This is a genomic window from Mycobacteroides franklinii (assembly GCF_001853795.1).
In the GTDB taxonomy this organism is placed as follows: Bacteria; Actinomycetota; Actinomycetes; order Mycobacteriales; family Mycobacteriaceae; genus Mycobacterium; species Mycobacterium franklinii.
The window spans coordinates 146,731-173,593 of the sequence record NZ_MLIK01000027.1; the positions used below are offsets into that span (position 1 = coordinate 146,731).

Genomic DNA, 26,863 nt, shown 5'->3' on the forward strand with positions numbered 1-26,863 from the left:
AGCCGCGCTCTATTCCCTACCTAGCCGCCTGAGCCACGAAACGTGCCACCGCACCGGGGTGCGCCGCGGGATGGGTATGCAGGTAGGACGCGTGTATCCGCCCGTTCCGCGCCACAATGCCCTCGCGACGGATGCCGTCGACAGCGCTCCAGGCCCAGGCGGGCTGCCGCACTCCGCCACGGTAGTCGACCGTGGTGCGGTGAAATTCGTGACCGCTCAGTCGCTCCCCCTCCGTGAACAGCACTGAGCCGGTCACCGCCACCGCATCGCGGTAGCCGAGCGTGAGCGAGTCCGTGAAGCGCGCCTGCGCGTCCAATACCCCGCACATCGGTGCACCATCGAGGTCTGCGCACAGGTAGGTGAGCCCGGCACACTCCGCATGTATCGGTCCCAACATGTCACGAACCTGTTGACGCAGTGGCTCATTGGATGACAAGTCAGCGGCGAATTGTTCTGGGAATCCGCCGGGTAGCACCAGGGCCGCCGTATCGGCCGGCAGCGAATCCGAACGTGGATCGAATTCGGCAACCACCGCTCCCGCGGCGGCCAAGAGTTCGCGATGCTCGGCGTATCCGAAGGTGAACGCCTGACCCGCGGCCAATGCCACCACCGGCTCCCCCGCCACCGCAGTGCCCATCACATCCGCCGGGTTCCATACGGCTGCCGTCACATCACTGCGGGCAGCGGCGACAATCGCGGATACATCCACGTGTGCGGCGACAAGCTCTGTCATGGCGGCTATCGCATCGAGTGCGGCCTGGCCGTGCTCGACTGCCGTCACCAGTCCCAGATGCCTTGAAGGAACAGATAATTCTTCGGTACGAGGCAGCGCTCCGAACACGCAGAGCCCAGCACGATCCGCCGCCGCGGTGAGAATCTCGCGGTGTCGTTCCGACCCGACCCGATTCAGGATCACACCGGCGATCCTGATCCCAGCCTCGGCGGCGTGCACCACAAAGCCGTGTAACAGCGCGGACAGGCTCTGGCTGTACCCCTTCGCGTCCACCACCAACACGACCGGTGCCCCGAGCAGGGCCGCAACCTCGGCGGTGGACCCCTTTGCGTCGCTGACCCGCCCGTCGAAAAGCCCCATAACCCCTTCGATGACAGCGATATCGGTGCCGCGGCTACCGTGGCCGAATAGCGGCCCGATCAGGTCGCTGTGCACCAGCACGCTGTCGAGATTGCGACCAGGTCTGCCAGTCGCCAGGGTGTGGTATCCGGGATCGATATAGTCCGGGCCCACCTTGAACGGCGCCACCCGATGGCCGGCACGCCGCAGTGCGCCCATCAAACCCGTTGCCACCGTGGTCTTTCCGCTCCCGGATGCGGGTGCGGCAATGACCACAGCGGGAACGCTAGCGGACACCACGCTCAACGGACTACCACGCCATCACCATTCGATACCGCGCTGGCCCTTGCGGCCCTGGTCCATCGGATGTTTGACCTTCGTCATCTCGGTCGCCAGATCGGCGGCATCCAGAAGCTGCTGCGGTGCGTCACGCCCGGTGATGACCACATGTTGCATGCCTGGCCGGGAGCGCAGCACCTCGACCACTTCGTCCACGTCCACCCATCCCCACTTGAGCGGATAGGTGAACTCATCCAGCACGTAGAAGCCGTGTTCTTGCGCCGCCAGTCGCCGCGCGATTTCAGCCCATCCGGCTGCCGCGTCCGCGGCATGGTCCGTCTCGGTTCCCGCCTTGCGCGACCAGGACCACCCCGATCCCATCTTGTGCCACTGCACCGAGCCGCCGATCCCGTGCTCGTCGTGCAACTTGGCGAGCTCACCGAAGACCGACTCCTCGCCCACTCGCCACTTGGCGCTCTTCACGAACTGGAACACCGCGACATCGGCACCGTGATGCCAGGCCCGCAGTGCCATGCCAAAAGCGGCGGTGGACTTGCCCTTTCCCGCCCCGGTGTGCACTGCGAGAACCGGCGCGTTGCGTCGCGCCTTCGTGGTGAGTCCGTCCTCCGGTACCACCGATGGTTGCCCCTGTGGCATGCGAACCTCCTCCGCTATCTCATGCGGCGGTCGCGCCGCGCACCACGCCGGCGAGCCGGTCGGCGTTCAGATGGTCCAGCTGCATCACCGGCGCATCGAGCTGCTGGGCCAGCGTGACCGCCAGATCCATCCTCACGAACGATGTCTCACAGTCGATCACCACACAGGCAACCTGTTCTGCACGCAGCATTCCCGCGGCACGACGAGTGCGCCCCAAGGGATCCGGCCCTCCGGTAGCGCGGCCATCGGTGAGTACCACGACCAGCGCGCGACGGTGCGGGTCACGACCACGCTCGCGTGCCACCAAGTCACGCGCGGCCAGAAGTCCTTGCGCCAGCGGCGTCTTGCCGCCGGTATCGAACTGCTGCAGCTTGCGCCCGGCGATATGCGTCGAACTCGTCGGCGCCAACAGCATCGCGGCTTCTTGACCCCGGAAGGTGATGACTGCGACCTTGTCACGGCGCTGATAGGCATCGCGCAGGAGAGACAACGTCGCTCCGCTGACGGCGGACATCTTCTGGCGTGCCGCCATCGAGCCCGACGCGTCAACCACGAAAATCACCAGGTTGCCTTCGCGCCCTTCACGGATCGCCCACTGCACATCGGAGAACACCGGCCTGGGCAGCTTCCCGGGCGCGGTCACCCGGCTCGCCGCCGACATCAGCGTGCCGATCACGTGTACTCCGAAACCTTCATCCGAGCTCGGGGCGATGACCTTGCCCGTGCGGTTACGTGCCGCCGAGCGCCGCCCTGGTGCCCCCATGCCAACGCCGGGCACGCGGAAAGTCTTGGCACGAAAAGTCGCCGAAGGCGCGGGGCTGGGTCGGGAAGGTGGCGCCGCAGAGGGCGAGTCCTGCTGCGGGCCATCCGCTTGAGCCGGATTCGGAGCAGACTCAGGCGCACCGCCACCGGGGCCATCCGGACCTGGGTCCGGGTCGTCTGGGCCGTCCGTATCGGGACCCTGATCCTGCGGCGGCGCGCTATCGCGCATCGCCTGGTCAAGCTGATCCGGATCCAAACCCGGCTCATCGAACGGGTCCCGTCGGCGCCGGTGCGGTAACGCCAGTTCCGCGGCCACCCGGATATCGGGCTCGCCGACCACCTCGGCGCCACGCCACGCGGCATGTGCGACGGCGGCACGTGCCACCACCAGATCGGCGCGCATCCCGTCAACATCGAAGGCCGCACACAAGGCGGCGATACGCTGCAATTCGTTGTCGGGCAATACAACCCGAGGAAGCAGTTGCCGGGCATCGGCAATCCGCGCTGCCAGGTCGGCCTCCTCGGATGCGTACCGTGAGACGAACCCGGCCGGGTCTGCCTCATAGGCAAGCCGCCGTCGGATCACCTCGGCCCGCACCGGGACATCGCGAGAGGCGTGTACGTCCACCGCGAATCCGAAGCGGTCCAGCAGCTGCGGACGTAGCTCCCCCTCTTCGGGATTCATGGTGCCGATCAGGACGAATCGCGCGTCGTACGAATGAGATACGCCGTCACGTTCCACATGTACCCGGCCCATCGCCGCCGCATCGAGGATCACGTCGACCAGGTGATCGTGCAGCAGGTTGACCTCGTCCACGTACAGGACGCCGCCGTCGGCGCGCGCCAGAAGCCCTGGAGAAAAGGCGTGTTCGCCGTCGCGCAACACCTTCTGCAGGTCAAGCGATCCCACGACCCGGTCTTCGGTGGCGCCGATTGGGAGCTCCACCAGGCGTGCGCCATCAACCGAGCTCAGCACGGACGTCAAGGCGCGCACTGCGGTCGACTTGGCCGTGCCCTTCTCGCCTCGGATCAGCACACCGCCGATGTCGGGTCGTACCGCGGAGAGCACGAGGGCCAACCGCAACTGATCGTGCCCGACGATCGCGCTCAGCGGATATCCGGGAATGACTGTGGCGCTAGCCATTTCCGGCCGCCCACGTCATCGGCACGTGCGGTATCTCGTCCTCGAGGAATGCATCACCGGAAACCACGAATCCCAGCTTGCCATACATGTCCTTCAGGTGGGCCTGCGCATTCAGTCGGCAGCGTGAGCCGCCGATCTCGGCGAGTACGGCGCGGACCAGGCGCGCGGCATGCCCCTGGCCTCGTTCGGCCGGGGCGGTGCAAACCCGTCCGATCCAGAAACCCTCGCCGGCTGGATCTTCCAGCAGTCGCAACCCGCTGACCACGTTGCCGTCTGCATCCGCTATCCAAAAATGCCGAGTCCCGGGCTCCAGATCGCGTCCGTCAAGATCCTGGTAGGCGCAGTTCTGTCCGACGATGAACGCTTCTGCCCGTAATCTCAACAGACCGTACAGCGTTTTGGCATCCAGATCCGCGGACCAGGACGCGGCCACCGGAGCCTGCGGCGTCACTGCTCCAGGCCGAGAACCTGTGTCCCCCAGTCCCATACCTCACCGAACAACGACGGCTCATCCGAAAGGCTAATGCCCAACGACGGAATCATTTCCTTGAGCTTGGGCATCCAGTTCGAGTACCGGTCGGGGAAGCAACGTTGCATGACATCGAGCATCGCGGGCACCGCGGTCGAAGCCCCCGGTGATGCACCAAGCAGGCCGGCGATACTGCCGTCGGCCGAATTGAGCACCATGGTGCCGAATTCGAGCGCGCCGCCCTTGCCCTTGGCCGGGCGGATGACCTGCACACGCTGGCCGGCGGTGATCAGCTCCCAATCGGAACGCTGCGCCTTGGGCGCAAATTCACGCAACATGTCGATCCGGTCATCGGGGGTCAGACGCAGCTGGCTCAGCAGGAAGGTCGCGAGTTTGAATTCGGTGAGGCCAACCCCGACCATCGAGGCCAGGTTGTTGGGCTTCACCGACGCGGGCAGGTCGGTGACCTTGCCCATCTTGAGGAACTTGGGCGACCACCCGGCAAATGGGCCGAACAACAGCCATTCCTTGCCGTTGATCACGCGGGTGTCCAAGTGCGGTGCGGACATCGGAGGCGCGCCAAGGGGCGGGAAGCCGTACACCTTGGCCTTGTGGCCGTCGGTCAGATCGGCACTGTTGGTACGCAGGAACGCACCACTCACCGGGAATCCGCCGAAGCCCTTGGCTTCCGGAATTCCGGCCTTCTGCAACAGCCCCAGAGCACCACCGCCGGCACCGACGAACACGAACTTGGCCTTGAGCTTGCGCTTCTCGCCGGTGCGCCCGTTGACCAGTTTGAGAATCCATCCGCCGTCGCTCTCGCGACTGATGTTGCGAACCTCGGTGCCGAAGATCGCGTTGGTTCCGCTGCGAACTCCGAAGCCCACCAACTGCTTTGACAGCTCACCGAAATCGACGTCGGTGCCGTCCTGGCTCCAGTTCAAACCCACCGGATCAGAGAAATCGCGTCCGGCGGCCATCAGCGGCAGTCGGCGTGCGAACTCGTCGTCGTCGTTGATGAACTCCATCTTCGCGAAGAGCGGGTTGCTCACCAGGGCGTCGTGGCGCTTACGCAGGAACTCGACCTTGTCGGCGCCGTGCACGTAGCTCACGTGCGGGATGGGGTTGAGGAAGCCACGAACATCCGGCAGCACACCGTTCTCCACGGCGTACGCCCAGAACTGGCGGGAGACCTGGAATTGCTCGTTCACCGTGATGGCCTTGGTGATATCGATCGAGCCATCGGCCTTCTGCGGGGTGTAGTTCAGCTCGCACAGTGCCGAGTGACCGGTACCGGCGTTGTTCCACGGGTCACTGCTCTCACTGGCCGCCGCGTCGAGACGCTCGATCAAGGTGATCGACAGATCCGGTTCGACCAACCGCAGCAGAGCGCTGAGCGTCGCGCTCATGATCCCTGACCCAATCAGGGCAACGTCTGTCTGCTCCACCTGCGCTTTTGACACCGGTTCACTGTCCTTTTCGAATCTGATGGAGTGGCGACCCTTCGCCACTACCCGCGAGTACACACAGGTTATCGCGCGCGTATATCCGCGATTCCTTCAACTAGGCTATGGCAGTGACATGGGAATCCGATGTCCTTGATGGCTACCTCCGACGGACCATTGACCTGGGCGTTGATCCTGACGGCGAAGGTGTAATTACCGCCACACTGGTGCGGCCTGAAATTCAGCCGGATACCGGACGCGCGGTGCTCATGGTCCACGGATATACCGACTACTTCTTCCACACCGAACTTGCCGAGCATTTCCTGGCTCGCGGCTATCGATTCTTCGCACTGGACTTGCGCAAATGCGGTCGGTCTCGTCGCGAACACCAAACCCCGCACTACATCAGCGATCTGTCGCTGTACGACGCCGAGCTCGATGCGGCGGTCAACATCATCAACGGGGAGACCGTCGGGACGCCCCTTCTCGTGTACGGGCACTCGGCCGGCGGTCTCATCGTCTCGCTGTGGCTCAACCGCCTACGGGTGACAAACAGCCAGGGGCATATCGCGGGCCTTGTCCTCAATAGCCCGTGGCTGGATCTGCAAGGTCGGCCCCTTCTCCGTAGTGGCGGCACCACCGCCGCGGTCAAGGCGATTTCGAGATTCCGTGCCAAACAAGCGATCCCGTTACCTCACGAAGGTGCGTACGGCGCGAGCCTGCACAAGGACTTTCACGGCGAATTCGATTACAACCTGGAGTGGAAGCCTGTCGGCGGGTTCCCGGTGCGATTCGGGTGGATCAGCGCGATCCGCCGTGGACATGCCGAGCTGCACCGCGGCCTGGACGTCGGTGTACCCAACCTGATCTTGCGTTCGGATCACAGTCTTCCCGGGGACGTCGACCCCGCCGCGGCGCTACGTGGCGATGCGGTCCTGGACGTGCAGCAGATCGCACGCTGGGCGGGATGCATCGGCAACGATCAGCGGGTGGTTCCGATCCCGGACGCCAAGCACGATGTCTTCCTGTCCGTCGCGGCGCCCCGCGCGCAGGCATACCAGGAGCTGAATTCCTGGCTGAAGTTCTACGAAGCCAGCAGCTAGCTCAGACGTTCACCATGAGCTGCTGCGCAGCACTACCTCGGCGGCAAGCTCCGGGGTGAGGTCGCGAGTGGCCGAACGGCGTCCCATCAGTTCGACGATCCGGTAGTCGCCGTAAACGAAGCGCTGGCTGGCGCGGGCGATCGCCCGCGTGGCGTCCGAGGTGACCAACACCGTGGTGTTGATCTCGACCGGCGGGCAGTGCTTGTCGCGGATCAGTCCGGCCCGGTCAGCAACGCGCGGGTGACCGCGGTCAATTGCCACCAATCCAATGAATCTGTCGAGCTTGCTGGCGGCCAGATCCCACGCCAGCTCCCCTCCCGCACGGTCTCCCACCAACAACGCCACCTTGACGCCGATATCGTCGAGCACTCCGGTGATCGCCTTGGCATGCAGATGTGGATCATGGCCGATTACCGCGGTGCGCAACCCGGCGGTGTGTAGCCGCTCGCATACCGCCCGATAACTGAGCGCGAAATGTCCGGCCGCGGCCAGCATCACGACGGTGGTTCCCTTATCCGGCCCCGACACATTGACCTGCACTGTTCGTCCGTCAATCGTGACGACCTGGTGCAACTCACCATCGCGGACGGGCGGAGCCCCCGGGCGCGGGTGACGAACCTCGGGCGCCGGGCTCATGGATGAGCCCCCTGCGCGAAGACCTTGGGCATGGGCGCACGGTACCTGAGTACGACCGATCCGGTTGGGCTTTTACCAGCCCTATCAGGAAACTTTCACCCTGCTCAGTCAGGTCCGTTCGATCTTGTCGACCTGTTTTGCCACGATGTCCAGGAAAGTCTGGGGCATGGTGGCGACAGCCTTGACCGATGGGTCACGCAGATCGAAGGACGTCGCCACCATCGCCACTCCGTGGACATTCGCAAACGCCATGTACCGAGAAGTGGTACCCCTGGGCATGATCATCGTCTGTTTATAAGTGAGAACGCCGACCGGTCCATCCTGCACCGGTTCGGTGGTCATCGGTGTTCCCGGCGAACTCTTGTCGAAGAACACCTCGTACTTGGCGCAACGGGTTGCCACGTCCTTGACGTTGGTCAGGTCGATGGTGTCGCGCAACAGGCTGACGATGATGTTCGCACCGTTGAACCGCGCGATGTACCGCGCGGTGTTCTCGGGGCCGGCTTTACCGGCATTCGCCAATCGAGGCGACAAGCCGTCCGCGCACCCCTGCGGGTTCGACGGCATCCCGCCCACGACGACCTGCTGGTTGTTGACCGTCACCGGCCCCAGATCAGCGACCACCCTGTCGTACTTGGTGCCCGGGGGCAGTTCGTCGGCGGTGAGCAGCGATTGCGCGATGCGCGCCCCCGGCCACGTGGCGGTACCCGTCACCGTCTGGGTGCAGCCCACAAGCGCCAATGCTGATACTCCGACAGCTACGAGTCCCCGATGCACCCGCACAGGCTATTCGACCCGTGCCGCAATTACCGGATATGACGGGGCCGCCGACCCCGGCGATCCAGATTTCTCCCAGACGGCCGCGATGGCGTCGACGCCGACGTGGATGTCCATGAGATCGGCCAATCTGTCCAACTGAGCAGCGCGACAATCGCCGACGTTGGTGTCGGCAGCGACGACGAATCCGGAACGTCCGGCGGCCGCCGCAGCCTGCGTGAGCCACTGGCGGCGGAAATCGTCGTTGTCGAGCACCCCGTGCCAATGGGTTCCCCAGATCGCGCCGTCGACAGCACCCTCGTCATGGTCGATCAGCCACGGCGCAACCGCCGACCGCGTGACGGTGCCGTGGTGGATCTCGTAGCCAGCCAAACCCGGGGGTTGCCAGCGACGCAGCGTCTTGTCGGATTCGAAGACGATGTCGATATCGAGCAAGCCCAGCCCTGCCACGGTTCCCGCACCGGACTCGACGCGGTCGTCGATCGTGGTCGCAAGCATCTGGAATCCGCCGCAGATACCCAGCAACGGACCGCCCGAACGGGCATGAGCAACAACGGCATCGGCGATTCCGGAGCCACGCATCCAGGCAAGATCGGCGATGGTGGCCTTGGTACCCGGGATGACCACTACGTCGGCGTCCGCGATATCGGCCGGATGTGCCGCCCACCGGACGATCACTCCCGGCTCGCAGGCGATGGCCTCGATATCGGTGGAATTGGAGATTCGCGGCAACCGCACCGCGGCCACCCTCAGCCATTCCCGTCCGATCGGGGCGGCGGGCCGCCCTACCTGAGCCGACGCCACCACGGACACCGAATCCTCTGCGTCGAGCCATAACTGGTCGTCATACGGCAGCACACCGAATGTCGTTCGGCCGGTCAGGGCGGCGAGCTGCTCCAGTCCGGGTTCCAGCAGCGTCGGATCACCGCGGAACTTGTTGACGATGAAGCCGGCGACGAGTCGTTGGTCAGCAGGTTCCAGCACCGCCACCGTGCCGAACAGGTGTGCCAGCACACCGCCACGGTCTATGTCGCCGACCAGCACCACGGGCAGTCCCGCCGCCTGTGCCAGCCCCATGTTGGCGATATCGGTTGACCGCAGATTGATCTCGGCGACAGAACCGGCGCCCTCACAGATCACCACGTCGTATTCCGCACGCAGCGAGTGCAATTCCTCGGCGACCACCTGCCGTAGCTCCTCGCGGTGTTCCACATAGGAACGGGCGCTGACATTGCCCGTCGCCTGCCCGCGCACCACCAGTTGCGAGGTGCGATCGCTGCCCGGCTTGAGGAGCACGGGATTGAACCGCACCGAAGGTTCCAGACCACAGGCTCGCGCCTGCAGGGCCTGTGCCCGGCCGATCTCTCCCCCGTCGACGGTCACCACGGAGTTGTTCGACATGTTCTGAGCCTTGAACGGCGCGACGCGAATCCCCTTGCGCGCCAATAACCGGCACAGACCTGTCACGACCAGACTCTTACCGGCATCGGAGCTGACACCCCCGACCAGCAGCGCGCCCGTCATGGCAGGGTCAGGATCTCTACCCCGTCCTCGGTGACCACCATGGTGTGCTCGAACTGCGCGGTCCACAGCTTGTCGGTGGTCGCCACGGTCCAGGTGTCATCCCAGATCTCGTAGTCCAGTGATCCCAGGTTGATCATCGGCTCGATGGTGAACGTCATTCCCGGCTCGATGACGATGTCCAGATTAGGGTCGTCGTAGTGCGGCACAATGAGCCCGTTGTGGAATGTCGGGCCCACGCCGTGCCCGGTGAAGGCACGAACCACGTTGTACCCGAACCGCTTTGCATAGGCCTCGATCACCCGGCCGACGACGCTCAGCGCCCGTCCCGGCTTGACGGCGTTGATGGCCCGCATGGTCGCCTCCCGCGTGCGCTCCACCAGCAGGCGGTGCTCCTCGGAGACATTTCCGGCCAGGAAGGTGGCATTGGTGTCGCCGTGCACACCGTCGATGTAGGCGGTGACATCGATGTTGACGATGTCACCGTCCTCGATCACGGTCGAGTCCGGTATCCCGTGGCAGATGATCTCGTTGAGCGATGTGCAGCACGACTTCGGAAATCCCTTGTATCCCAGCGTCGACGGGTACGCGCCCTGGGAAACCATGTAGTCGTGCGCGATTCGGTCCAGTTCGTCGGTAGTGACCCCGGGGGCCACCGCCTCACCCGCCAGCTCCAGCGCTTGCGCCGCGATCCTGCCGGCGACTCGCATCTTCTCGATGACCTCGGGCGTCTGAACGTACGGCTCCCCGATCGCCTCGGCGACCTTGGATTTGCCCACATACTCGGGACGATCGATCGACACGGGAACCTGGCGCTCGGAGGACAACTCCCCCGGGCGCAGTGCGGCACGTGGCGATGAGCCGCTCGCGCGAAGAGAATCCGACACAGTCATGAAGGCAGCGTAGCCGGGTCCATTGAGACCGCTACCGGCTCGCTACGCGTTGATGACGATGGGGTCGCCGACGCTGACGGTGTTGTAGTACCAGGAGGCGTTGTCGGGGCTCAGGTTGATGCAGCCGTGACTGACGTTGGAATTGCCCTGTGCGCCCGTCGACCAAGGGGCACTGTGCACGTAGACGCCACCCCAGGTGACACGAACCGCGTAGTAGACGGTCAGCTTGTACCCCTCGGGGTCATTCAGCGGAATGCCGATGGTCCGAGAGTCCATGACCACAGGACTCTGCTTCTCCAGGGCGGTGAAGGAACCGACCGGTGTGGGGTGCTTGGGCTTTCCCATCGATGCGGGCATGGTTCGCATCACCGTGCCGTCGATCTTCACCGTGAAGGTGTGACCGCTGATGCTGCCAATGCCCAGTACCTCCGAGCCGGTCTGGAACTTGTACTTCATTCCGCTCACACCATTGACCGACACGGTGATCGGCGAATGCGCGGGCCAGTATTCACTCGGGGTGAATCGAACCGTCGCGTCATCGACCCAGCTGAACTTTCCAGCCGGGACCCTCGACGCCGAGAATCCGATGGACCGCTCGGCGGCCGGTCTATCAGCGACCGGGGCCGCGAAATGAATCGTGACGGGCATGGCCACCCCGACCGTTTGGCCCGGTGTGGGTGACACGGAGGCCACTCCACTGGGACTCGCGGCCAATGCGTGGCCAAGGGTTGCGGGTGCGGTGATCGCCACATTCATCAGGAGGCTGACGAGCCCGGTCACCACAAGCACACTCCGAAATGCTCTGCGCAAGCTCTCGATCCTCCCTGGATGCTGTTTTCTACATGGTAGTTCGTAATTGCTTGGCGGAACGTTAGCGACAGCGCGCACAATCGAATTCATGGGCCTGCCCGTCGGACTCACACTCGAGGCGATTGTGATCGACTGCCAGGATGCGTCCACACTCGGTCGCTGGTGGTCTGAGGTGCTGAAATGGCCCTACGAGATCGGTGACGACGGGTTCGTCAGCGTCTACCAGCCGGACCGGCATCCGCCCTTGCTGTTCTTCATGAACGGACCCGATCCCAAGACCATGAAGAATCGTCTGCACCTCGACTTCCGCGACGACGACCAGAGCGCCCTGGTGGACAGATTCCTGGCACACGGCGCCACCCGAATGGACATCGGCCAGGGCGATTCGCCATGGGTGGTGCTGGCCGACCCCGAAGGCAACGAGTTCTGCGTCCTGACCTCGCGCGCGGACTAGGCCAGGTAGTCCGGCGGCAGCGACTGGAACATGACCTTGGTGGCGCGCACCGCGGCCTCCGAACCGCCACCCCCGACGATCAGGGTGGCGAATGCCATGTCACCGCGATACCCGGCAAACCAGGCATGCGATCCGCCCGGGAACTCAGCCTCACCGGTCTTCCCGTAGACCGCCCCCTCACCCTTGAGGTCCATCGCGGTACCACTGAGCACCGTCTCGCGCATCATCCCGCGCAGACCGTCGACCATCGTCGGGGTCACCGGCGTCCGCTCACCCGTGATTCCGGTGATCTGACCCGAAATCAGCTGCGGTACCGGCGTCTTTCCATTCGCGACGGTAGCCGCGGCCAGCGCCATACCGAACGGCGTGACCAGCACCTTGCCCTGGCCGAATCCGTCCTCGGTGCGTTCGGTCACGTTGACGGTGGGCGGCACGTTCCCCGAGATGGTGGTGATACCCGCGACGTCGTAGTCGGGTCCGATACCGAACTGCGAAGCGGCGACAGTCAAACTGTCCAAAGGCATCTCACTGGCCAGCTTCGCGAAGGTGGTGTTGCACGAATTCGCGAAGGCACGCCACATGGGCACCGTGCCGAGATCGAACTCGTTGTAGTTGGGGACACTGCGGTCGCCGATGGTCACCCGCTTCGGGCATCCCAGCATCGTGTCGGGGGTGGCCATACCGCGCTCGAGCGCGGCGCCCGCGGTGATGATCTTGAACGTCGACCCGGGCGGAAACAGCCCTGTGGTGGCCAGTGGTCCGTCCGCATTGGCCGCGGCGTTCTGCGCGATCGCCAGAATCTCCCCCGTCGACGGCTTGATGACCACCATCATGGCCTTCTGGCCCCGGGTGTTGACGGCGTTCTGCGCGGCGTTCTGCACGGCGCGGTCCAGGCTGATCGTCTTCGACGGCGCCGGAGTGGGTTTCACCTCATTGAGGACGGCGGTGTCGACACCGTTCTGGTTGACGCTCACGACGCGCCAGCCCGCCTCGCCATCCAGCTCGTCGAGCACGGCCTTCTTGACCTGCGCGACGATATCGGGCGCGAAGGCGTCATCGGTGGGCAGCAGGTCCGCGATCGGCGTCATCACCACGCCCGGCCGCAGCGCTCCCGGCCGCGTCTCCAGCGCGATGGATACCTTGTCCCAGTCGTCCTTGCGCAGCGTGATGAGGTTCATCGGCGAGGTTTGCGCGCTTGCCTGCTCGGCGAGAGATGCGGCGTTCATCTGGTCGTCATAGGGCCGTATGGCGTCGGCCAGCGCGGTGGCGGTGCTCATCAGCGCATTGCCTGCCTTCGACGCATCGAAGGCGATTCTGTACAGATTGGCGGGTGCCAGTACCGTCGTACCACCGGCCTCGTTGACCGTCGCGCGCTTGGCGGGATCGGTACGCAGCGAGAGCATTTGGCGTTCACCGAGTTTGGGGTGCAGATCACTCGGCGCCCAGCGCACCTGCCAGCTGCCGGCCGTGCGCAGCATCTCCAGGCGCCCGTTGTAGGTCCAGGCGCGCTTCCTCGGCAGCTGCCAGGTGTAGGTGGCATCGGCGCTGCCGGTGTCCTGCGTGTATTGCGACCCGTTCACGGCGGCCTTGAAGGACGTCGCCTGCAGCCCCGAGAATGCTTGGTCCAGGCCCACTTTCGCACCATCGGGGTCATCGGTCAGCTTCGAGGCGGTGGCGGTGTCACCCTTGGCCAGTGCCTCGAAGAACTTTTCTGCCACCGGGCCGGGCCCATCGGGGCGCGGCGTGCACGCGACAGCACTTGACACCAGCAGTGCCGTGCCGAGCAACGGCAGGACCCACACACCTCTGTTCATCGGGGTCGATGCTAAGACCGCGAGACCCTGAAACCTCGCAGGCGCACGGGACTAACGGGCACTAGCTGACGAGAATTAGCTAACGAGAACCGTCGCGAACGTGCCGATCCGCGTGAAACCTGCCTTGGCGTAGGACGCGCGCGCCACTTCGTTGAAGCTGTTGACGTAGAGGCTGGGAATCCGACCGCTGCGGTGCACCGCTGCCGCGACCGCGGCCACGCCGGCAGTGCCGAGCCCACGCCCACGAAATTCAGGATCTACCCACACACCCTGAATCTGGCTGACGCTCAGCGATTGTGATCCGATCTCAGCCTTGAAGATGACCCGGCCGTCCTCGAAACGTGCCCATGCCCTGCCCGCGTCGATGAGACCCGCCACCCGTCGCCGGTAGCCGCGTCCCCCGTCGCCGTTGCGCGGGTCGACGCCCATCTCTCCGATGAACATCTGAACCGAGGCATTCAAGTACTCGTCCAACTCCTCGGCACGGACCTGCCGTACCGCGGGATCGACGACACAAACCGGCGCATCGAGCATCGCCAACAGGGGCTGGCAAGCACGAACCTCACGCGCCGGACCCCAGACCGGATCGAGGTGGCACCACATGTCGAGCACCACATCCGCCGGACCAACGAGCGACGGGCAGATCCGGTGCTGCTCGATGGCACGTTCGGCGAATAACCGGGTTGCCTCGGGCCCACCCGCCAGCGGAATGATCGTCGTCCCGACGAAGCACAGTGCGTCGGCCAACACGCCCGTCGACCAGATCTCGCCGCCGATGGCTGTGGGATCGGCACCGCGAGCCTCCACCCGGGCAGAAAGCATGCAGGAGGCCACCGGGTCGAGGTCCAGAACGGCGCGCACCGCGTCGGTATCCGATGACCCGAGCACGCGAACGGCGTCGGACGACGACGCTCCGGGCGCTCCAGGCGCCGGCAGTGTTGTCGTCATCGGCAATCGCTCCCGTGTGTCCCGTTACGCCGAGCTATGTTCAGCTTACGGTGACGACCGGCTGGCCTGTAGGAGTTCCGTCGGTTCCGATCTCGACGCCCATCTCTTCGGCCAGACGCATGGCCTCGTCGATGAGGGTTTCGACAATCAGCGCCTCCGGCACGGTCTTGATGACCTCGCCCTTCACGAAGATCTGCCCCTTGCCATTGCCGGATGCCACGCCCAGGTCCGCCTCGCGAGCCTCACCCGGTCCGTTGACGACGCAGCCCATGACCGCGACGCGCAGTGGCACATCCAGCCCCTCCAATCCGGCGCTCACCGCGTTGGCCAGGGTGTAGACGTCTACCTGCGCGCGTCCGCAGGACGGGCAGGACACGATTTCCAGCCCCCGCGGCCGCAGGTTGAGGGACTCCAGAATCTGGTTGCCGACCTTGACCTCCTCGGCGGGGGGTGCAGAAAGGGATACCCGGATGGTGTCGCCGATGCCCTTGGACAGCAGCGCACCGAACGCCACGGCCGACTTGATGGTGCCCTGGAATGCCGGGCCGGCCTCGGTAACACCCAGGTGCAGCGGGTAATCGCACTGCGAGGCCAGTAGTTCGTATGCGGCGACCATGATCACCGGGTCGTTGTGCTTGACGCTGATCTTGATATCGCCGAAGCCATGCTCCTCGAACAGGCCGGCCTCCCACAGCGCCGACTCGACGAGCGCCTCCGGCGTGGCCTTGCCGTACTTGCCGAGGATGCGTGGATCCAGCGAGCCCGCGTTCACCCCGATGCGGATGGGGATCCCGGCCTCACCGGCGGCCTTGGCGACTTCCTTGACGCGGCCGTCGAACTCCTTGATGTTCCCCGGATTGACGCGCACGGCGGCGCAGCCGGCGTCGATCGCCGCAAAGATGTACTTGGGCTGAAAGTGGATATCGGCGATCACCGGGATCTGGCTCTTGCGCGCGATCTCGGCGAGGGCGTCGGCATCCTCCTGCCGCGGGCAGGCGACACGCACGATGTCACAGCCGGAGGCGGTCAGCTCGGCGATCTGCTGCAGGGTCGAGTTCACGTCGTGGGTCTTGGTGGTGCACATCGACTGCACCGAGACCAGCGAGTCGCTGCCCACCCCGACGTTTCCGACCATGAGCTGACGCGTCTTACGCCGCGGCGACAGTGTCGGCGGCGGTGCACTCGGAATGCCCAGGCTGGTCATGTGATCCTCCAATTGGATCGCTATTGAAAAAGTCTAATCGGGTTGACGATGTCGGCGGTGATCGTCAGCAGCATGTAACCGACAACCACCACCAGGACGAGATAGGTCGCGGGCATCAACTTCATGTAGTTGACGGGCGCGCCTGCCGTGAGGCCGCGCGCCGACCGAATCATGTTGCGGATCTTCTCGTACGTGGCCACCGCGATGTGTCCACCATCAAACGGCAACAACGGCAACAAATTGATGGCACCGAGTGCAAAGTTGAGCTGCGCCAACAGGATCCAGAACATGATCCACATGTCGTGCTCTACCGTCTCGCCACCCATGCGGCTCGCGCCGACAATGCTCATCGGAGTGTCCATTGCCCGCTCGCTGCCCGTGATCGAGTCCCAAAGGGCGCCGACCTTCGTCGGGATCTTCCCGATGGCCTTCACGGTTTCGACGGCAACGGTGCCGATGAGGTTCCCGGTGGCGGGCACCGCGGTCAACGGGTTGTAGTGCTTCTGTGGCACATAGGTACTCAGTGAGGCACCGACGGCACCCACCGAGATGAGCTTGCCCGCCTTCTCGTCCCAGCGCTGCGTCTCGGCGACGGTCACCAGGAGAGATTGCTGCTTGCCGTCGCGGGTGATCTCGAACACCTGCGGACCGCGCAGCTCTCGAATGGCGGTCACCATGTCGCTGGATGTGCTGACCGGCTTGCCTGCGATGGCGAGCACTTGATCACCCTCACGCAGACCCCCGAGCGCCGCCGGCCCGTCCCCGGTGCAGGTCGCCATGTCCTTGGGGTCGGCACTCTTTTGCGGCGCCACACAGCTGGTTTGCTTGACCTCGGGATGTGTAGGCGCGTTGTTGTCGGGCAGGCCCCAGAACAGGACGACGCCGTAGAAGACCACGATGCCGATGAGGAAGTTCATGGCCGGTCCGGCGAACAGCACCGCGACCCGCTTCCAGACCTTCTGTTTGTACATCGCGCGGTCGGATTCCTCGGGAGTGAGTTCCTCCACCGAGGTCATGCCGGCGATATCGCAGAAGCCGCCCAGCGGGACGGCCTTGAGGCCGTATTCGATGATGTCGTTGGCGCCGTGGTTGCTCTTGCGCTTGGTCGACCACAGCGTCGGACCGAATCCCACGAAGTAGCGGCGCACCTTCATGCCGGTGGCCTGCGCCACCCACATGTGCCCGCACTCATGCAGCGCCACCGACACCAAGATCGCCAGCGCGAAGAGTGCGATTCCGATCACGTACGCAGCCATCAGGTTCGATTTTCCTCCGTGGAGATGAGATGCGCAGCCTGCCGGTCAGCCCAGTTCTGCGCATCGAGTACATCGTCAACGGTAGCGGGTTCCGCAGAGGTTCCTTCCCATTGCCTGGCCGCATCGAGCACATCGGCAATTGTTCGCACGATGGACCTGAATCCGATGCGTCCGTCCAGGAAGGCGGCGGCCGCGGTTTCGTTGGCGGCGTTGTAGACGGCGGTCATACATCCTCCGGCTTCACCGGCGCTCCGGGCCAGGTCAACGGCGGGAAACACCTGGGCGTCCAGCGGCTCGAACTCCCACGTGGAGGCGGTGCTGAAGTCGCAGGCCAGGGCCGCTCCCGGTACTCGATCCGGCCATCCCAGCGCCAAGGCAATCGGTAATTTCATATCGGGCGGGCTGGCCTGGGCCAGCGTCGACCCGTCGGTGAACGTCACCATCGAGTGCACGATCGACTGTGGGTGCACAACAACACCGATCTGCCGATACGGGACGCCGAACAGCAGATGTGTCTCGATGAGCTCGAGCCCCTTATTGACCAGTGAGGCCGAGTTGAGCGTGTTCATCGGTCCCATCGACCAGGTGGGGTGTGCGCCCGCCTGTTCCGGGGTGACGTCCTGGAGCTGCTCGGCGGTCCATCCCCGAAACGGACCGCCCGAAGCGGTCAGGATCAGCTGTGCGATCTCGCCGCGGGTGCCACCACGCAGACATTGCGCCAGCGCGGAATGTTCGGAGTCGACGGGCACGATCTGTCCGGGCGCGGCAGCCTTGGTCACCAGCGGCCCCCCGGCCACCAGGGACTCCTTGTTGGCCAACGCCAGACGGGCCCCGGTCTTCAGTGCAGCCAGGGTGGGGCGCAGCCCGAGAGCCCCGACAAGCGCGTTGAGCACCACATCGGCCTCGGTGTTCTCCACCAACTCGGTGACGGCACCGGATCCACTCAGCACCGGAATGTCCAGGCGGGCGGCGGCGCTCTCGTCCGCCACCGCGACGTTGGTGACCCCGGTCTCCGCGATCTGCCGGCGCAGCAGATCCACGTTGCCGCCGCCGGCGGCCAGGCCGACCACTTCAAAGCGGTCAGGGTTGGCGGCGATGACCTCGAGCGCCTGGGTACCAATGGACCCGGTGCTACCGAGGAGAAGGACGCGGCAGACCTCTGAACTCACTGTCACCCGCTCATTCTGCCCCGGCAGCGCGGCCGCCCCTACCCCGCAAGGGCCACCGGGCGATGCAGGTCGACGTCCCCCTTGGCCGAGCGGATATTCACATCGAAAATCTCGTCCGACGCCTCGGGCCCGTCTGCCAGTTCCAGCGAGTTGGAGAACGCACCCGAATGCGTGTCGATTGCCAGCCTCGCTGCTGTGCCCCGGGCGATCCCGATCGAGGTGTTGCCGCTTGCCGTCTCGAAGAGCAGACCACCCGCGACGGCCATTCCGATGTCCACCGATCCCGATGCCGATGCGACTCTGGCGTGACCGCGCAACACCTTGACGGCAGAGTCGCCGCTGGCGGTGTTCCGCTTGATATCACCGGTCAACTCGCGGATCGACACGCCTCCCGAGGCGGTATCGACCTTCGCGACACCGCTGATCGCGTCGATGATCAGATCTCCGCTGGCGGATTGGAAACGGACATCGCCATAGTCGCCGTCGGCGCGCACTTCCGCCGAGGCCACCGAAATGTCCAGGAGGGACTGGCTCGGAAGTTCGACCACAATGTCGATGGTCCCGGTGCGAAATGTCAGACCCTGCGAAGACAACACCGACAGCACGCCCTGGGAGTACGAGACCCGGGTGCGTTCGGCGGTCCTGAGATCGACAGTCTTCGCCTCATCGCGCGGACGTACCACCACCACGGTGTCCGCACGGTCACTCGCGATGATCTGAAGGGTGCCCCGGGCCAATTCCACCTTGGCCGTGATGGGGTTTGGGGTATCGAATGTAGCTGGCATAGATGACACAGTCATTGTTTCCCTTTCTTCTAGCGAACCCAGCCGCTGATGGTGTTTCCATAGCGGGATGTTCTTGTGCCGGTGCGCTTTTCAACCGCGGCTACCGCGGCACGCACCAGCCATGCGTTGAGTGAGATCCCGTCGTCTCCGGCCGCGGCCTCCACGGTGGGCCGCAGGTTCTCCGGCAGCCGCAGGGTCACGCGCCAGGTGCCGCCGCTGCCGTCATCGGCGGGGACCGCGGTCTCCGGCGGTACGGGCGGGGTCGGCTGGGTCACCACGAACTCCGGTTCCCGGCCACGCAGGCGCACGTCGACCACGGTGGGCGCGAGTTCACGGGTCACTTCCTCGGCAGCCGCCGACAGGGCGTCGAGCAGTGCCAGTCGAATGGCCGACTCCAACGGCGCGGTCAGCCGCTCCGCCAGCTCCCCGGCCTCCGCACCACCAGCTTTTGCGGCGATGACGAGGTCCTCACGCACGGAGTCGACATACGGTTGCAAATTCATGGTGTCATGGTGACACCATTTTGGTGTCACCGCAAGCATCACTTGCGCACGACGGGGCCGGATTCGGGGTAACGCGGGGTGCCACCCTCACCCTGAAGCAGGCGGGCGTGGCACACTATGGGCTGTAGTAGACGTCTGAGATTTGGAGGGCTGGCGGTGGCCACGACCGAGGTTGTCAAGTACGACGGAGTCGATGTCGCGGACGTGCCGTCCGTAGCGTTCGGGCGCGGGCTGTCCGGCCAGAATCCGCGCGTCTTCCACATCCTCGGCGTCGTCATGGCGGCCGTCCTGCTGTGCATGCTCGTCGGCAATCACGTCGGCAAGGTCGAGGACGTCTTCCTGGTCGGTTTCGCCCTCATCGTGCTGGCGTTCACCGCCAACGACTACTTCGGCCGCCGGTCCGGCCGCATCCGCTAACTCAACGTTCGGAAGCGGCCAGCTGGCCGCACGCGGCGGCAATCTCGCGGCCACGGGTATCACGCACCGTGCAGGAGACTCCCTGCTCGCGTACACGTCGCACAAATTCGCGTTCAACGGGTTTGGGGCTGGCATCCCATTGGCTGCCAGGGGTTGGGTTCAGCGGAATCAGGTTCACATGAACGAACTGCCCCAAGGCTTTTCGCAACTTCTTGCCAAGCATGTCGGCACGCCACGGCTGATCGTTCACATCACGAATGAGGGCATACTCGATCGACACCCGCCGCCCCGTGGCATCGGCGTAGTAGCGCGCGGCGTCAAGCACCTCGCTGATCGCCCACCGGGTATTGACCGGCACCAGGGTGTTGCGCAGCTCATCGTCCGGGCAGTGCAGCGACACCGCGAGTGTGACACCGAGCCCCTCATCGGCCAGCTTGCGGATGGCCGGCGCCAGCCCCACCGTGGACACCGTGACACCACGCTGCGATATGCCGAAACCCTCCGGTGGCGGCGCGGTGATCTTGCGCAACACCGTGAGTACCCGGTTGTAGTTGGCCAGGGGTTCCCCCATGCCCATGAAGACGATGTTCGACAACCGGCCCGGCCCGCCCGGCAACTCGCCGTCCCGCAATGACGCCGCGGCGTCACGGACCTGCTCCAGGATCTCGGCGGCCGACAGGTTGCGGGTCAATCCGCCTTGGCCGGTGGCGCAGAATGGGCAGGCCATACCGCAGCCTGCCTGAGACGAGATGCACAACGTGTTGCGATCCGGATAGCGCATCAGCACCGATTCCACGGTGCTGCCGTCATGCAAGCGCCACAAGGTCTTTCGGGTATCCCCGGAATCACACGCCACCTGACGCAGCGGATCGAGCAGACGGGGAAACAGCGCTTCGCCCACGCCGTCACGCGCACCCGCAGGCAGGTCGGTCATCGCCGCGGGATCGCCCACCAGCCGTCCGTAATACTGGTTGGCGATCTGCTTGGCGCGAAATGCCGGAAGCCCCAATGCGGTCACCACATCGCGACTCTGCTCGAGGGTCATATCCGCCAGATGACGGGGCGGCATGGCCCGGCGCGGCGCGTCGAAGACCAGCGGCAACGGAGCAGCGGGACCCTCGGTGGCAGACATAGTGCTACCAGTATCTCAGCTGATCACTAGTCCCCGGAACCAGAACGTGCCCGCACATGCATTCGCTCCCCCTGCGGGCCGAAAATGTGCAACACCTCGACGGGTTTGTCCGTCGGATTGCCGAACCAATGCGGGATATGAGTATCGAACTCGGCGGCCTCGCCCGCGGGCAGGATGAGATCGAGTTCCCCGAGCAGCAGCCGCAACTTCCCCGACAGCACATACATCCACTCGTAGCCCTCGTGGACCTTCATATTCGGTTCCCCCTTCGGCGAATGGGGCGGGATGATCTGCTTGAAGCACTGCACGCCGCCCGGTCGGCGCGACAACGGCAGGTAGATCGATCCGTTCCGCTTGAACGGCTTGGGGTGGATGCGTGGATCTCCCGTGGCGGGCGCGTTCACCAGCTCGTCGAGCGGAACCTGGTGCGCCTCGGCCAGTAGCAGCAGGAGCTCCAGGGTGGGGCGGCGCTGGCCGGATTCCAGACGAGACAACGTGCTCTCGGAGATACCCGTCGTCTCCGACAACTGCGCCAGAGTGACCTGACGATGCAGGCGCAATGCCCGCAGCCTCGGCCCCAGGGCATCGAGCACCGCTTCCATGCGCTGATTTTGGTCGTCCATAGGGTCCATGGTGACCCCCGGGTTGCCACTTTGGCAAGAAAGCTTGCTTATCTTGCAAATCTGCGCCAATAGTGGTGCCATGAACAAACTCTGGGATGTCGCCATCATCGGTGGTGGGGCCGCAGGACTATCGGCCGCCATCACGCTCGCCCGGTCGCGGCGGTCGGTCGTCGTGATCGACGACCACCGCCCCCGCAACGCGCCGGCGGATCGAGTCCACAACTACCTGGGACGCGAATCGACACTCCCGGCCGAGCTATTTGGCATCGGTCGCGATGAGGCGGCGCAATACGGCGCGAGCTTCCTTGACGGGCGCGTCGCATCGATATCCCACGCGGACAACCATTTCGACGTATCGCTCGATGGTGAGCCCACCGTGCTCGCACGGCGGGTACTGGTGGCCACCGGAGCGGTGGATGAACTGCCCGATGTCGAGGGATTGGCGCAGCGCTGGGGCCGCGACGTTCTGCACTGCGCATACTGCCACGGGTGGGAAGTGCGAGATCGTGCGATCGCCGTGCTGGGCACCGGCCCCCTGGCAGTCCACCACGCACTGATCTTCCGTCAGCTCAGCGACGACGTGACCGTGGTGCGGCACAACGATTTCCCGTTATCGCGCGACGAGGCGGCCCAGTTGGCTCGCAGGGATATCGGCGTCGTCGACGGGCCGGTGGCGCGGCTGCGAATCACCGATGACGCACTCTCCGGGCTCGAACTGGAAACCGGCGACACGGTTCCGTGTCAAGCACTGGTCGTCGCAACCGTGGTCTCGGCGCGCATCGACATGCTGGCCCCCGTGCGCCTTACCGCGGAGGAGATGCGACTCGGCGACCATCTCCTAGGGACCTACCTGCCGGTCACCAGGGGCGCCACCGCGGTTCCCGGTATCTACGCCGCCGGAAACGTGACAGACATCAAGGCACAGGTCATCACATCGGCGGCGGCCGGAAATGAAGCCGCCGCCGCCATCAACGCCGACCTTGCGGTCGCCGACGCCGGGGAGCTACAACATGCATGATCACAACAACCCGCCGTCCGACGAGAAGTCGTGGGACGAGTTCTACCAATCGCACGATGCGCTGTGGAGCGGGAACGCCAATCCGCAACTAGTGACTGAGATCTCGTCGCTGCCTCCGCGGACCGCACTGGACGCCGGTTGCGGCGAAGGCGGCGATGCGATCTGGCTCGCACAGCGGGGCTGGCAGGTCACCGGCATGGATTTCGCAGAGACCGCGCTACGCCGTGCCGCCGATAACGCCGTGAAGACCGATCCCGAGCTGGCCAACCGGATCGCGTGGGCCCAGGCCGACCTGACCACATGGCAGCCCAGTCGACAATTCGATTTGGTGACATCGCATTTCATGCACCTGCCAACAAAACTTCGTGAGCCGGTGTTCGCGGCGCTGGCCGCCGCCGTGGCCCCCGGGGGCACGCTGTTGATCGTGGGGCACCATCCGTCGGACATGCAAGCAGCGATAGGACGACCGGACTTACCCGACTGGTACTTCACGGCGGAGGACATCGCCGACACCCTTGACCCGGACCAGTGGAACGTCATCGTCGCCGAATCACGGAACCGGACCTTCACACGAGACGACGAGGAGTTCGATATCGCCGACACGGTACTCCGAGCCGAACGCAAACCCTCAGCGGGAACGAGCTAGGCGATAGCCGCCGCTGCTCCCGAAAGAGCTTCGCGGGCAGCTTGTTCAACAGCGCTGAACACCACGGGGTCCAGCCCGCGGCGGCCGACGACCGATAGGGTCGCCAGGTTCGCCGCGGGCATGGAGTCCACGGGCGCAATGCCGTCGGGCAACCAACCGATGATGGGCAGCAGCGCCATGCCGAGGCCCGACCGCAGGCCCGCGTACAGCCCCGACAAATCCGGTGATTCACCGACGATCTGATACTGGCGGCCCAGCGTGTGCAACGCACTGAACATGGGAGCGCGCAGGGTGCACGGTTCGGTGAAGGTCATGACAGCCAGGGGCCCACCCGAACTCACCCGGTAACCGCGCGCCGCCACCCATTGCAGACGAACGGTGCCCACCGCGTTGGCGCGGTCCAGGCCCGAACCGTCGAGTATGACTGCCAGGTCCATGGTTCCCCGGTCCACCGATTCGGCGAGATACAGATTGCGGTCGAACCGCACGCGCACCGACCAGTCCGGAAGATGGCTCCGCAAGGCCGTGGTGATGCTCGGCAAGATCAAGTCCGCACCGTGTTCGGTGACACCCAAAACCAGGGGACGCTCCCGGCCCGTCACCAGATCATCGACCGCAATGTCATGTGCGGCCAAGATTCGGCGGCCATGTGCCAACAACTGCGCACCTTTGTCGGTGAACACCACGCCGCGCCCGGAACGCCGGACCACCGGCTCCCCGATCGCCGCCTCCAGCTTGCGCACATGCTGACTGACCGCGGACTGGGTCAGGTGCAGCACCGCGGCGGCGCGGTGGAATCCGCCACAGTCCGCAACCGCGACAAGCGACCGCAGCGGCGCGATATCGAGCGTGGAACTCGCCATATCGACACCGTAGCCCGATCACAAGACCTGATCAATATTTCAATCTTCAGCCGTAGAGCATCGATCTGGCACGTATTTCGCTTCTTAATCGATAAGTATCAGCGATTGATTTTGATTGGTAATCATCGTTGGACACCGGCCACCTCGAGCCACCACCATGGCAGTCATGCAGAAGATGACCGTGCCCATGACGAGGTCCTCCGCCGCGGCACTCACGTTTCTGTACGCGCTCGGCTACCCGATCGGGGCGCTCTCGGTGTCCGCCATGACGCCGATGCTGGTGTTGGTCGCCCGCTTCGCGCTCGCCGGAACCATCCTGGCCGGCTGGGCGCTCGTGGCGAGGTCGGTCTGGCCAACCGGCCGCCAACTCGGCCACGTCATCATCACCGGACTGCTCATGCAAGCCGTGCAGTTCTGCGCTTTGTACGAGGCCCTTGAGCATGGGGCGCCTGCGGTATTGGGCGCGGTCGTCATCTCGATGAATCCCGTTGTCACCGCGGTGCTGGCGGCGATGTTCCTGGGTGAGCGGCTCAACGGCCGCCGACTGATTGCCCTCGCGCTGGGCGTGGTGGCGGTCCTTGCCGCATGCGCGCACCGGCTGCTCGCCACGGGCGGCGTCGACACCGTGCTGGTGCTGCTCCTGGTCGCATTGTTGGGCCTGGCCGCGGGCGGTGTGTATCAACAACGCTTTTGCGCCGATGTCGACTTTCGCGTCAACAGCGCCATCCAGAACCTCGCCGGGCTGCTCCCGGCGGGCGCCTTGGCCCTGCTGACCCCCAGCGTCGTTCACGATGCATGGCAGGCGGCCGGCGCCGTGGCGGCGGTGGTATTGCTCAACGCCACCCTGTGCACGTCGCTGTACGTGCGATCGGTGAGCAAGTTCGGCGCGGCCGCGGTGGCAATGCTGTTCTGCGTCATCCCTGCCGTGGCCGGGTTGTTGTCCTGGATTCTGCTTGGCCAGCGGCTGGATGTCGGTATGGGAATCGGGCTGGTGATCGGTGCTCTCGCATGCTGGCTCAACGCCCGGGCAAGCCGGCCCGCCAAGGCTGCCGATGCTCCGCCCCGGCCGACAATCGAGGTAGCGACCGCCGCGCCTACCCGTGCGCCCGCGGTGGCCAGCTAGCCTGGCTGCATGCGTGCCCTGTTACGTGACGGTCTGACCCTGCTGGGAACACTGCTCCTGGTCGCCGGATGCTCCCAAGGAGCATCGGTTTCGCCGACCACTCCCCCATCGAGTCAATCTCCATCCAGCAGCACCACCAGCAAGGCGCCCACCACAACCACCACCAAGACTCCCATCGAGTTACCCGAGCCCGTGGCAGGCGCACCGTATGACGCTGTGGCCCAGTGGATTTCCAAGGGCGCGCCGGTGGACGTCACAAACTTCCACGCCGCCACCAGCCAGGATGGACAAAAGACCGATCTCGGCGACAACGTCGCGTTCAAGACCCCGTCGGGCAAGACACGCTGCATGACCGACAACATCCAGCCGGGCACGCTGTCTTGCCTGGTCAACTTGACGAACCCGCCGAAAAAGCCTGCCGACACCGAGGGCAACTGGGTACCGGGCTGGACTGATTTCAGCGGCCGCCAGGTCACAGTGGGCGGACTACACGGCGACCCAGGCCCCTTCCAGAGCGGCGACGGCAATCCGCTCGACTACGGCGGCCGCCTATCCTTCGGGGAGTTCAGTTGCCGCAGCGAGACTTCCGGGTTGTTCTGCGCCAACGCCCAGGCCAAGTCCGCCATTCGGATCAGCGACGCCGGAATCGAGCCCTTCGGCTGCCTGAAGGAAGCCACCCCCACCGAAGGCGCCGGAAGCGAATTCAGCTGCTAACGCGACGATCGCACCAGATACTCCACACCGCGCGGTGAAAGCCGGTAGCCCACCGGCAAACTCAGCGTCAAACCCAAGTTCTTGAGCTTGCGCACATGCACCTTGAAGGTCGCTAAATCGGGCCAGCGCGAGCAAGACTCGAGGTCCTTCGCCCGCACTTCCGGGCGCTCGGCAATCTCCCGAAGTACCTCCCGGGTCCACGGACCGGGCTTGGCACTGCGATCCATCCGATCCAATCGCGCATCTATCTCGGCGAGATCTTCGACCGAGAGCGCCGCCGAAGAAGCCAGCTCCGCACGCGGATCTGCCATGTCGATCTTGCGAAATGCCAAGCGATACAACTGATCATCCCCATTCGCGCCGACATCACTTCGCGCGGCCTCCGCAGACGGGTACCCGGCCAATAACGCATCGGCATCGTCGATATCGCGTGCGCCGATCTCGTCAACAGCATCGACTTCGATGAAGTCGAACTCGGTCATGGAACGGATTCGATCGGAGCCGACGCGATAGCGCCCGCCCACCTTCACCTGCGGGCGTTTCCAACGCCGATAGGCCACCGAGATGGTGCCGTCGTGGATTCCGGCCCGCAGCCTCGGTTCGAACAGCACCAGATCTCCTTGTCG

The 26,863-nt window shown here is 64.9% G+C and carries 28 protein-coding genes; 7 read left to right on the plus strand and 21 right to left on the minus strand.

Annotated features, from left to right (window positions below; translation table 11 throughout):
• Positions 1-16: 16 nt before the first annotated feature.
• Genes BKG76_RS23790 through mqo form a run of 5 tightly spaced genes read right to left on the minus strand, consistent with a single transcriptional unit; the run spans position 17 to position 5,846 of the window.
• Entirely contained in the window at positions 17-1,348 is a 1,332-nt protein-coding gene (locus BKG76_RS23790; protein WP_070940272.1) for a cobyrinate a,c-diamide synthase, read from the minus strand.
• 45 nt (positions 1,349-1,393) lie between these two features.
• Positions 1,394-2,008 (minus strand): cob(I)yrinic acid a,c-diamide adenosyltransferase, encoded by a 615-nt coding sequence (cobO, locus tag BKG76_RS23795; RefSeq protein WP_070940207.1) that lies wholly within the window; start codon positions 2,006-2,008, stop codon positions 1,394-1,396.
• A gap of 19 nt (positions 2,009-2,027) precedes the next feature.
• Positions 2,028-3,914, minus strand: a complete 1,887-nt coding sequence (locus tag BKG76_RS23800) for a VWA domain-containing protein (protein WP_070940208.1) — start codon at positions 3,912-3,914, stop codon at positions 2,028-2,030.
• Positions 3,907-4,347 (minus strand): GNAT family N-acetyltransferase, encoded by a 441-nt coding sequence (locus tag BKG76_RS23805; protein ID WP_070940274.1) that lies wholly within the window; start codon positions 4,345-4,347, stop codon positions 3,907-3,909. The genes BKG76_RS23800 and BKG76_RS23805 overlap by 8 nt, the downstream gene beginning before the upstream one ends.
• A gap of 14 nt (positions 4,348-4,361) precedes the next feature.
• Positions 4,362-5,846 carry a malate dehydrogenase (quinone) gene (gene mqo / locus BKG76_RS23810; RefSeq protein ID WP_070940273.1) on the minus strand — a complete coding sequence of 495 codons (1,485 nt, stop codon included), beginning with the start codon at positions 5,844-5,846 and terminating at the stop codon, positions 4,362-4,364.
• A gap of 107 nt (positions 5,847-5,953) precedes the next feature.
• On the opposite strand from mqo, the gene BKG76_RS23815 reads away from it, so the two are divergent.
• Positions 5,954-6,931, plus strand: a complete 978-nt coding sequence (locus BKG76_RS23815) for an alpha/beta hydrolase (protein WP_070940209.1) — start codon at positions 5,954-5,956, stop codon at positions 6,929-6,931.
• Positions 6,932-6,940: 9 nt separating this feature from the next.
• On the opposite strand, the gene BKG76_RS23820 is transcribed toward BKG76_RS23815, so the two are convergent.
• The 5 genes from BKG76_RS23820 to BKG76_RS23840 all read right to left on the minus strand — a co-directional run bounded on the left by BKG76_RS23820 (position 6,941) and on the right by BKG76_RS23840 (position 11,541).
• Complete coding sequence (locus BKG76_RS23820; RefSeq protein ID WP_078278202.1) at positions 6,941-7,567, minus strand: alpha/beta fold hydrolase; 627 nt, start codon at positions 7,565-7,567, stop codon at positions 6,941-6,943.
• A 108-nt stretch (positions 7,568-7,675) separates the two neighbouring features.
• A complete protein-coding gene (locus tag BKG76_RS23825) occupies positions 7,676-8,299 on the minus strand; it encodes a hypothetical protein (protein ID WP_070940210.1) in 624 nt (207 codons plus the stop codon).
• A 54-nt stretch (positions 8,300-8,353) separates the two neighbouring features.
• Complete coding sequence (locus BKG76_RS23830; RefSeq protein WP_070940211.1) at positions 8,354-9,868, minus strand: cobyric acid synthase; 1,515 nt, start codon at positions 9,866-9,868, stop codon at positions 8,354-8,356.
• Positions 9,865-10,758, minus strand: coding sequence for a type I methionyl aminopeptidase (gene map, locus BKG76_RS23835; RefSeq protein WP_070940212.1), 894 nt, complete (start codon positions 10,756-10,758; stop codon positions 9,865-9,867). The genes BKG76_RS23830 and map overlap by 4 nt, the downstream gene beginning before the upstream one ends.
• Before the next feature lie 42 nt (positions 10,759-10,800).
• Positions 10,801-11,541, minus strand: a complete 741-nt coding sequence (locus BKG76_RS23840) for a L,D-transpeptidase (protein ID WP_070940275.1) — start codon at positions 11,539-11,541, stop codon at positions 10,801-10,803.
• A 115-nt stretch (positions 11,542-11,656) separates the two neighbouring features.
• On the opposite strand from BKG76_RS23840, the gene BKG76_RS23845 reads away from it, so the two are divergent.
• On the plus strand, positions 11,657-12,022 hold the full coding sequence (locus BKG76_RS23845; RefSeq protein WP_070940213.1) for a VOC family protein: 366 nt from the start codon (positions 11,657-11,659) through the stop codon (positions 12,020-12,022).
• Here the strand turns inward: BKG76_RS23845 and BKG76_RS23850 are convergent.
• The 7 genes from BKG76_RS23850 to BKG76_RS23880 form a co-directional block, all read right to left on the minus strand.
• Positions 12,019-13,836 (minus strand): penicillin-binding transpeptidase domain-containing protein, encoded by a 1,818-nt coding sequence (locus BKG76_RS23850; RefSeq protein WP_070940214.1) that lies wholly within the window; start codon positions 13,834-13,836, stop codon positions 12,019-12,021. The two genes, BKG76_RS23845 and BKG76_RS23850, sit on opposite strands and share 4 nt — an antisense overlap.
• 75 nt (positions 13,837-13,911) lie before the next feature.
• Complete coding sequence (locus BKG76_RS23855) at positions 13,912-14,724, minus strand: GNAT family N-acetyltransferase (protein WP_070940276.1); 813 nt, start codon at positions 14,722-14,724, stop codon at positions 13,912-13,914.
• A 100-nt stretch (positions 14,725-14,824) separates the two neighbouring features.
• Positions 14,825-15,988: a flavodoxin-dependent (E)-4-hydroxy-3-methylbut-2-enyl-diphosphate synthase gene (ispG, locus tag BKG76_RS23860; protein WP_070940215.1), complete on the minus strand. Its 1,164-nt coding sequence runs from the start codon at positions 15,986-15,988 to the stop codon at positions 14,825-14,827.
• 20 nt (positions 15,989-16,008) lie between these two features.
• A complete protein-coding gene (locus BKG76_RS23865; protein WP_070940216.1) occupies positions 16,009-17,244 on the minus strand; it encodes a M50 family metallopeptidase in 1,236 nt (411 codons plus the stop codon).
• Positions 17,244-18,413 carry a 1-deoxy-D-xylulose-5-phosphate reductoisomerase gene (gene dxr, locus BKG76_RS23870; RefSeq protein WP_070940217.1) on the minus strand — a complete coding sequence of 390 codons (1,170 nt, stop codon included), beginning with the start codon at positions 18,411-18,413 and terminating at the stop codon, positions 17,244-17,246. Before dxr ends, BKG76_RS23865 begins: the two co-directional genes overlap by 1 nt.
• A gap of 38 nt (positions 18,414-18,451) precedes the next feature.
• On the minus strand, positions 18,452-19,198 hold the full coding sequence (locus BKG76_RS23875) for a DUF4097 family beta strand repeat-containing protein (protein ID WP_109420998.1): 747 nt from the start codon (positions 19,196-19,198) through the stop codon (positions 18,452-18,454).
• A gap of 29 nt (positions 19,199-19,227) precedes the next feature.
• Positions 19,228-19,701 (minus strand): histidine kinase, encoded by a 474-nt coding sequence (locus BKG76_RS23880; RefSeq protein WP_070940219.1) that lies wholly within the window; start codon positions 19,699-19,701, stop codon positions 19,228-19,230.
• Positions 19,702-19,857: 156 nt separating this feature from the next.
• Between BKG76_RS23880 and BKG76_RS23885 the strand changes: the two genes are divergently transcribed.
• Entirely contained in the window at positions 19,858-20,118 is a 261-nt protein-coding gene (locus tag BKG76_RS23885; protein ID WP_070940220.1) for a DUF2631 domain-containing protein, read from the plus strand.
• A 1-nt stretch (position 20,119) separates the two neighbouring features.
• Here the strand turns inward: BKG76_RS23885 and rlmN are convergent, their stop codons facing one another.
• Positions 20,120-21,250 (minus strand): 23S rRNA (adenine(2503)-C(2))-methyltransferase RlmN, encoded by a 1,131-nt coding sequence (gene rlmN, locus BKG76_RS23890; RefSeq protein WP_070940221.1) that lies wholly within the window; start codon positions 21,248-21,250, stop codon positions 20,120-20,122.
• 26 nt (positions 21,251-21,276) lie between these two features.
• Complete coding sequence (locus tag BKG76_RS23895; protein ID WP_083338223.1) at positions 21,277-21,852, minus strand: helix-turn-helix domain-containing protein; 576 nt, start codon at positions 21,850-21,852, stop codon at positions 21,277-21,279.
• A gap of 100 nt (positions 21,853-21,952) precedes the next feature.
• On the opposite strand from BKG76_RS23895, the gene BKG76_RS23900 reads away from it, so the two are divergent.
• Positions 21,953-22,891: an NAD(P)/FAD-dependent oxidoreductase gene (locus BKG76_RS23900; protein ID WP_070940277.1), complete on the plus strand. Its 939-nt coding sequence runs from the start codon at positions 21,953-21,955 to the stop codon at positions 22,889-22,891.
• Positions 22,884-23,537 (plus strand): class I SAM-dependent methyltransferase, encoded by a 654-nt coding sequence (locus BKG76_RS23905; RefSeq protein ID WP_070940223.1) that lies wholly within the window; start codon positions 22,884-22,886, stop codon positions 23,535-23,537. The genes BKG76_RS23900 and BKG76_RS23905 overlap by 8 nt, the downstream gene beginning before the upstream one ends.
• Here the strand turns inward: BKG76_RS23905 and BKG76_RS23910 are convergent.
• Positions 23,534-24,400, minus strand: coding sequence for a LysR family transcriptional regulator (locus BKG76_RS23910; protein ID WP_070940224.1), 867 nt, complete (start codon positions 24,398-24,400; stop codon positions 23,534-23,536). The two genes, BKG76_RS23905 and BKG76_RS23910, sit on opposite strands and share 4 nt — an antisense overlap.
• Before the next feature lie 166 nt (positions 24,401-24,566).
• On the opposite strand from BKG76_RS23910, the gene BKG76_RS23915 reads away from it, so the two are divergent.
• Both BKG76_RS23915 and BKG76_RS23920 read left to right on the plus strand, forming a co-directional pair.
• Positions 24,567-25,523, plus strand: a complete 957-nt coding sequence (locus tag BKG76_RS23915) for a DMT family transporter (protein ID WP_070940278.1) — start codon at positions 24,567-24,569, stop codon at positions 25,521-25,523.
• 9 nt (positions 25,524-25,532) lie between these two features.
• Positions 25,533-26,237, plus strand: coding sequence for a hypothetical protein (locus BKG76_RS23920; RefSeq protein WP_070940225.1), 705 nt, complete (start codon positions 25,533-25,535; stop codon positions 26,235-26,237).
• On the opposite strand, the gene BKG76_RS23925 is transcribed toward BKG76_RS23920, so the two are convergent.
• The gene (locus tag BKG76_RS23925) at positions 26,234-26,848 is read right to left on the minus strand and encodes an ASCH domain-containing protein (protein WP_070940226.1); all 615 of its coding nucleotides are present in this window, start codon (positions 26,846-26,848) and stop codon (positions 26,234-26,236) included. The genes BKG76_RS23920 and BKG76_RS23925 overlap by 4 nt on opposite strands.
• Positions 26,849-26,863: the final 15 nt, after the last annotated feature.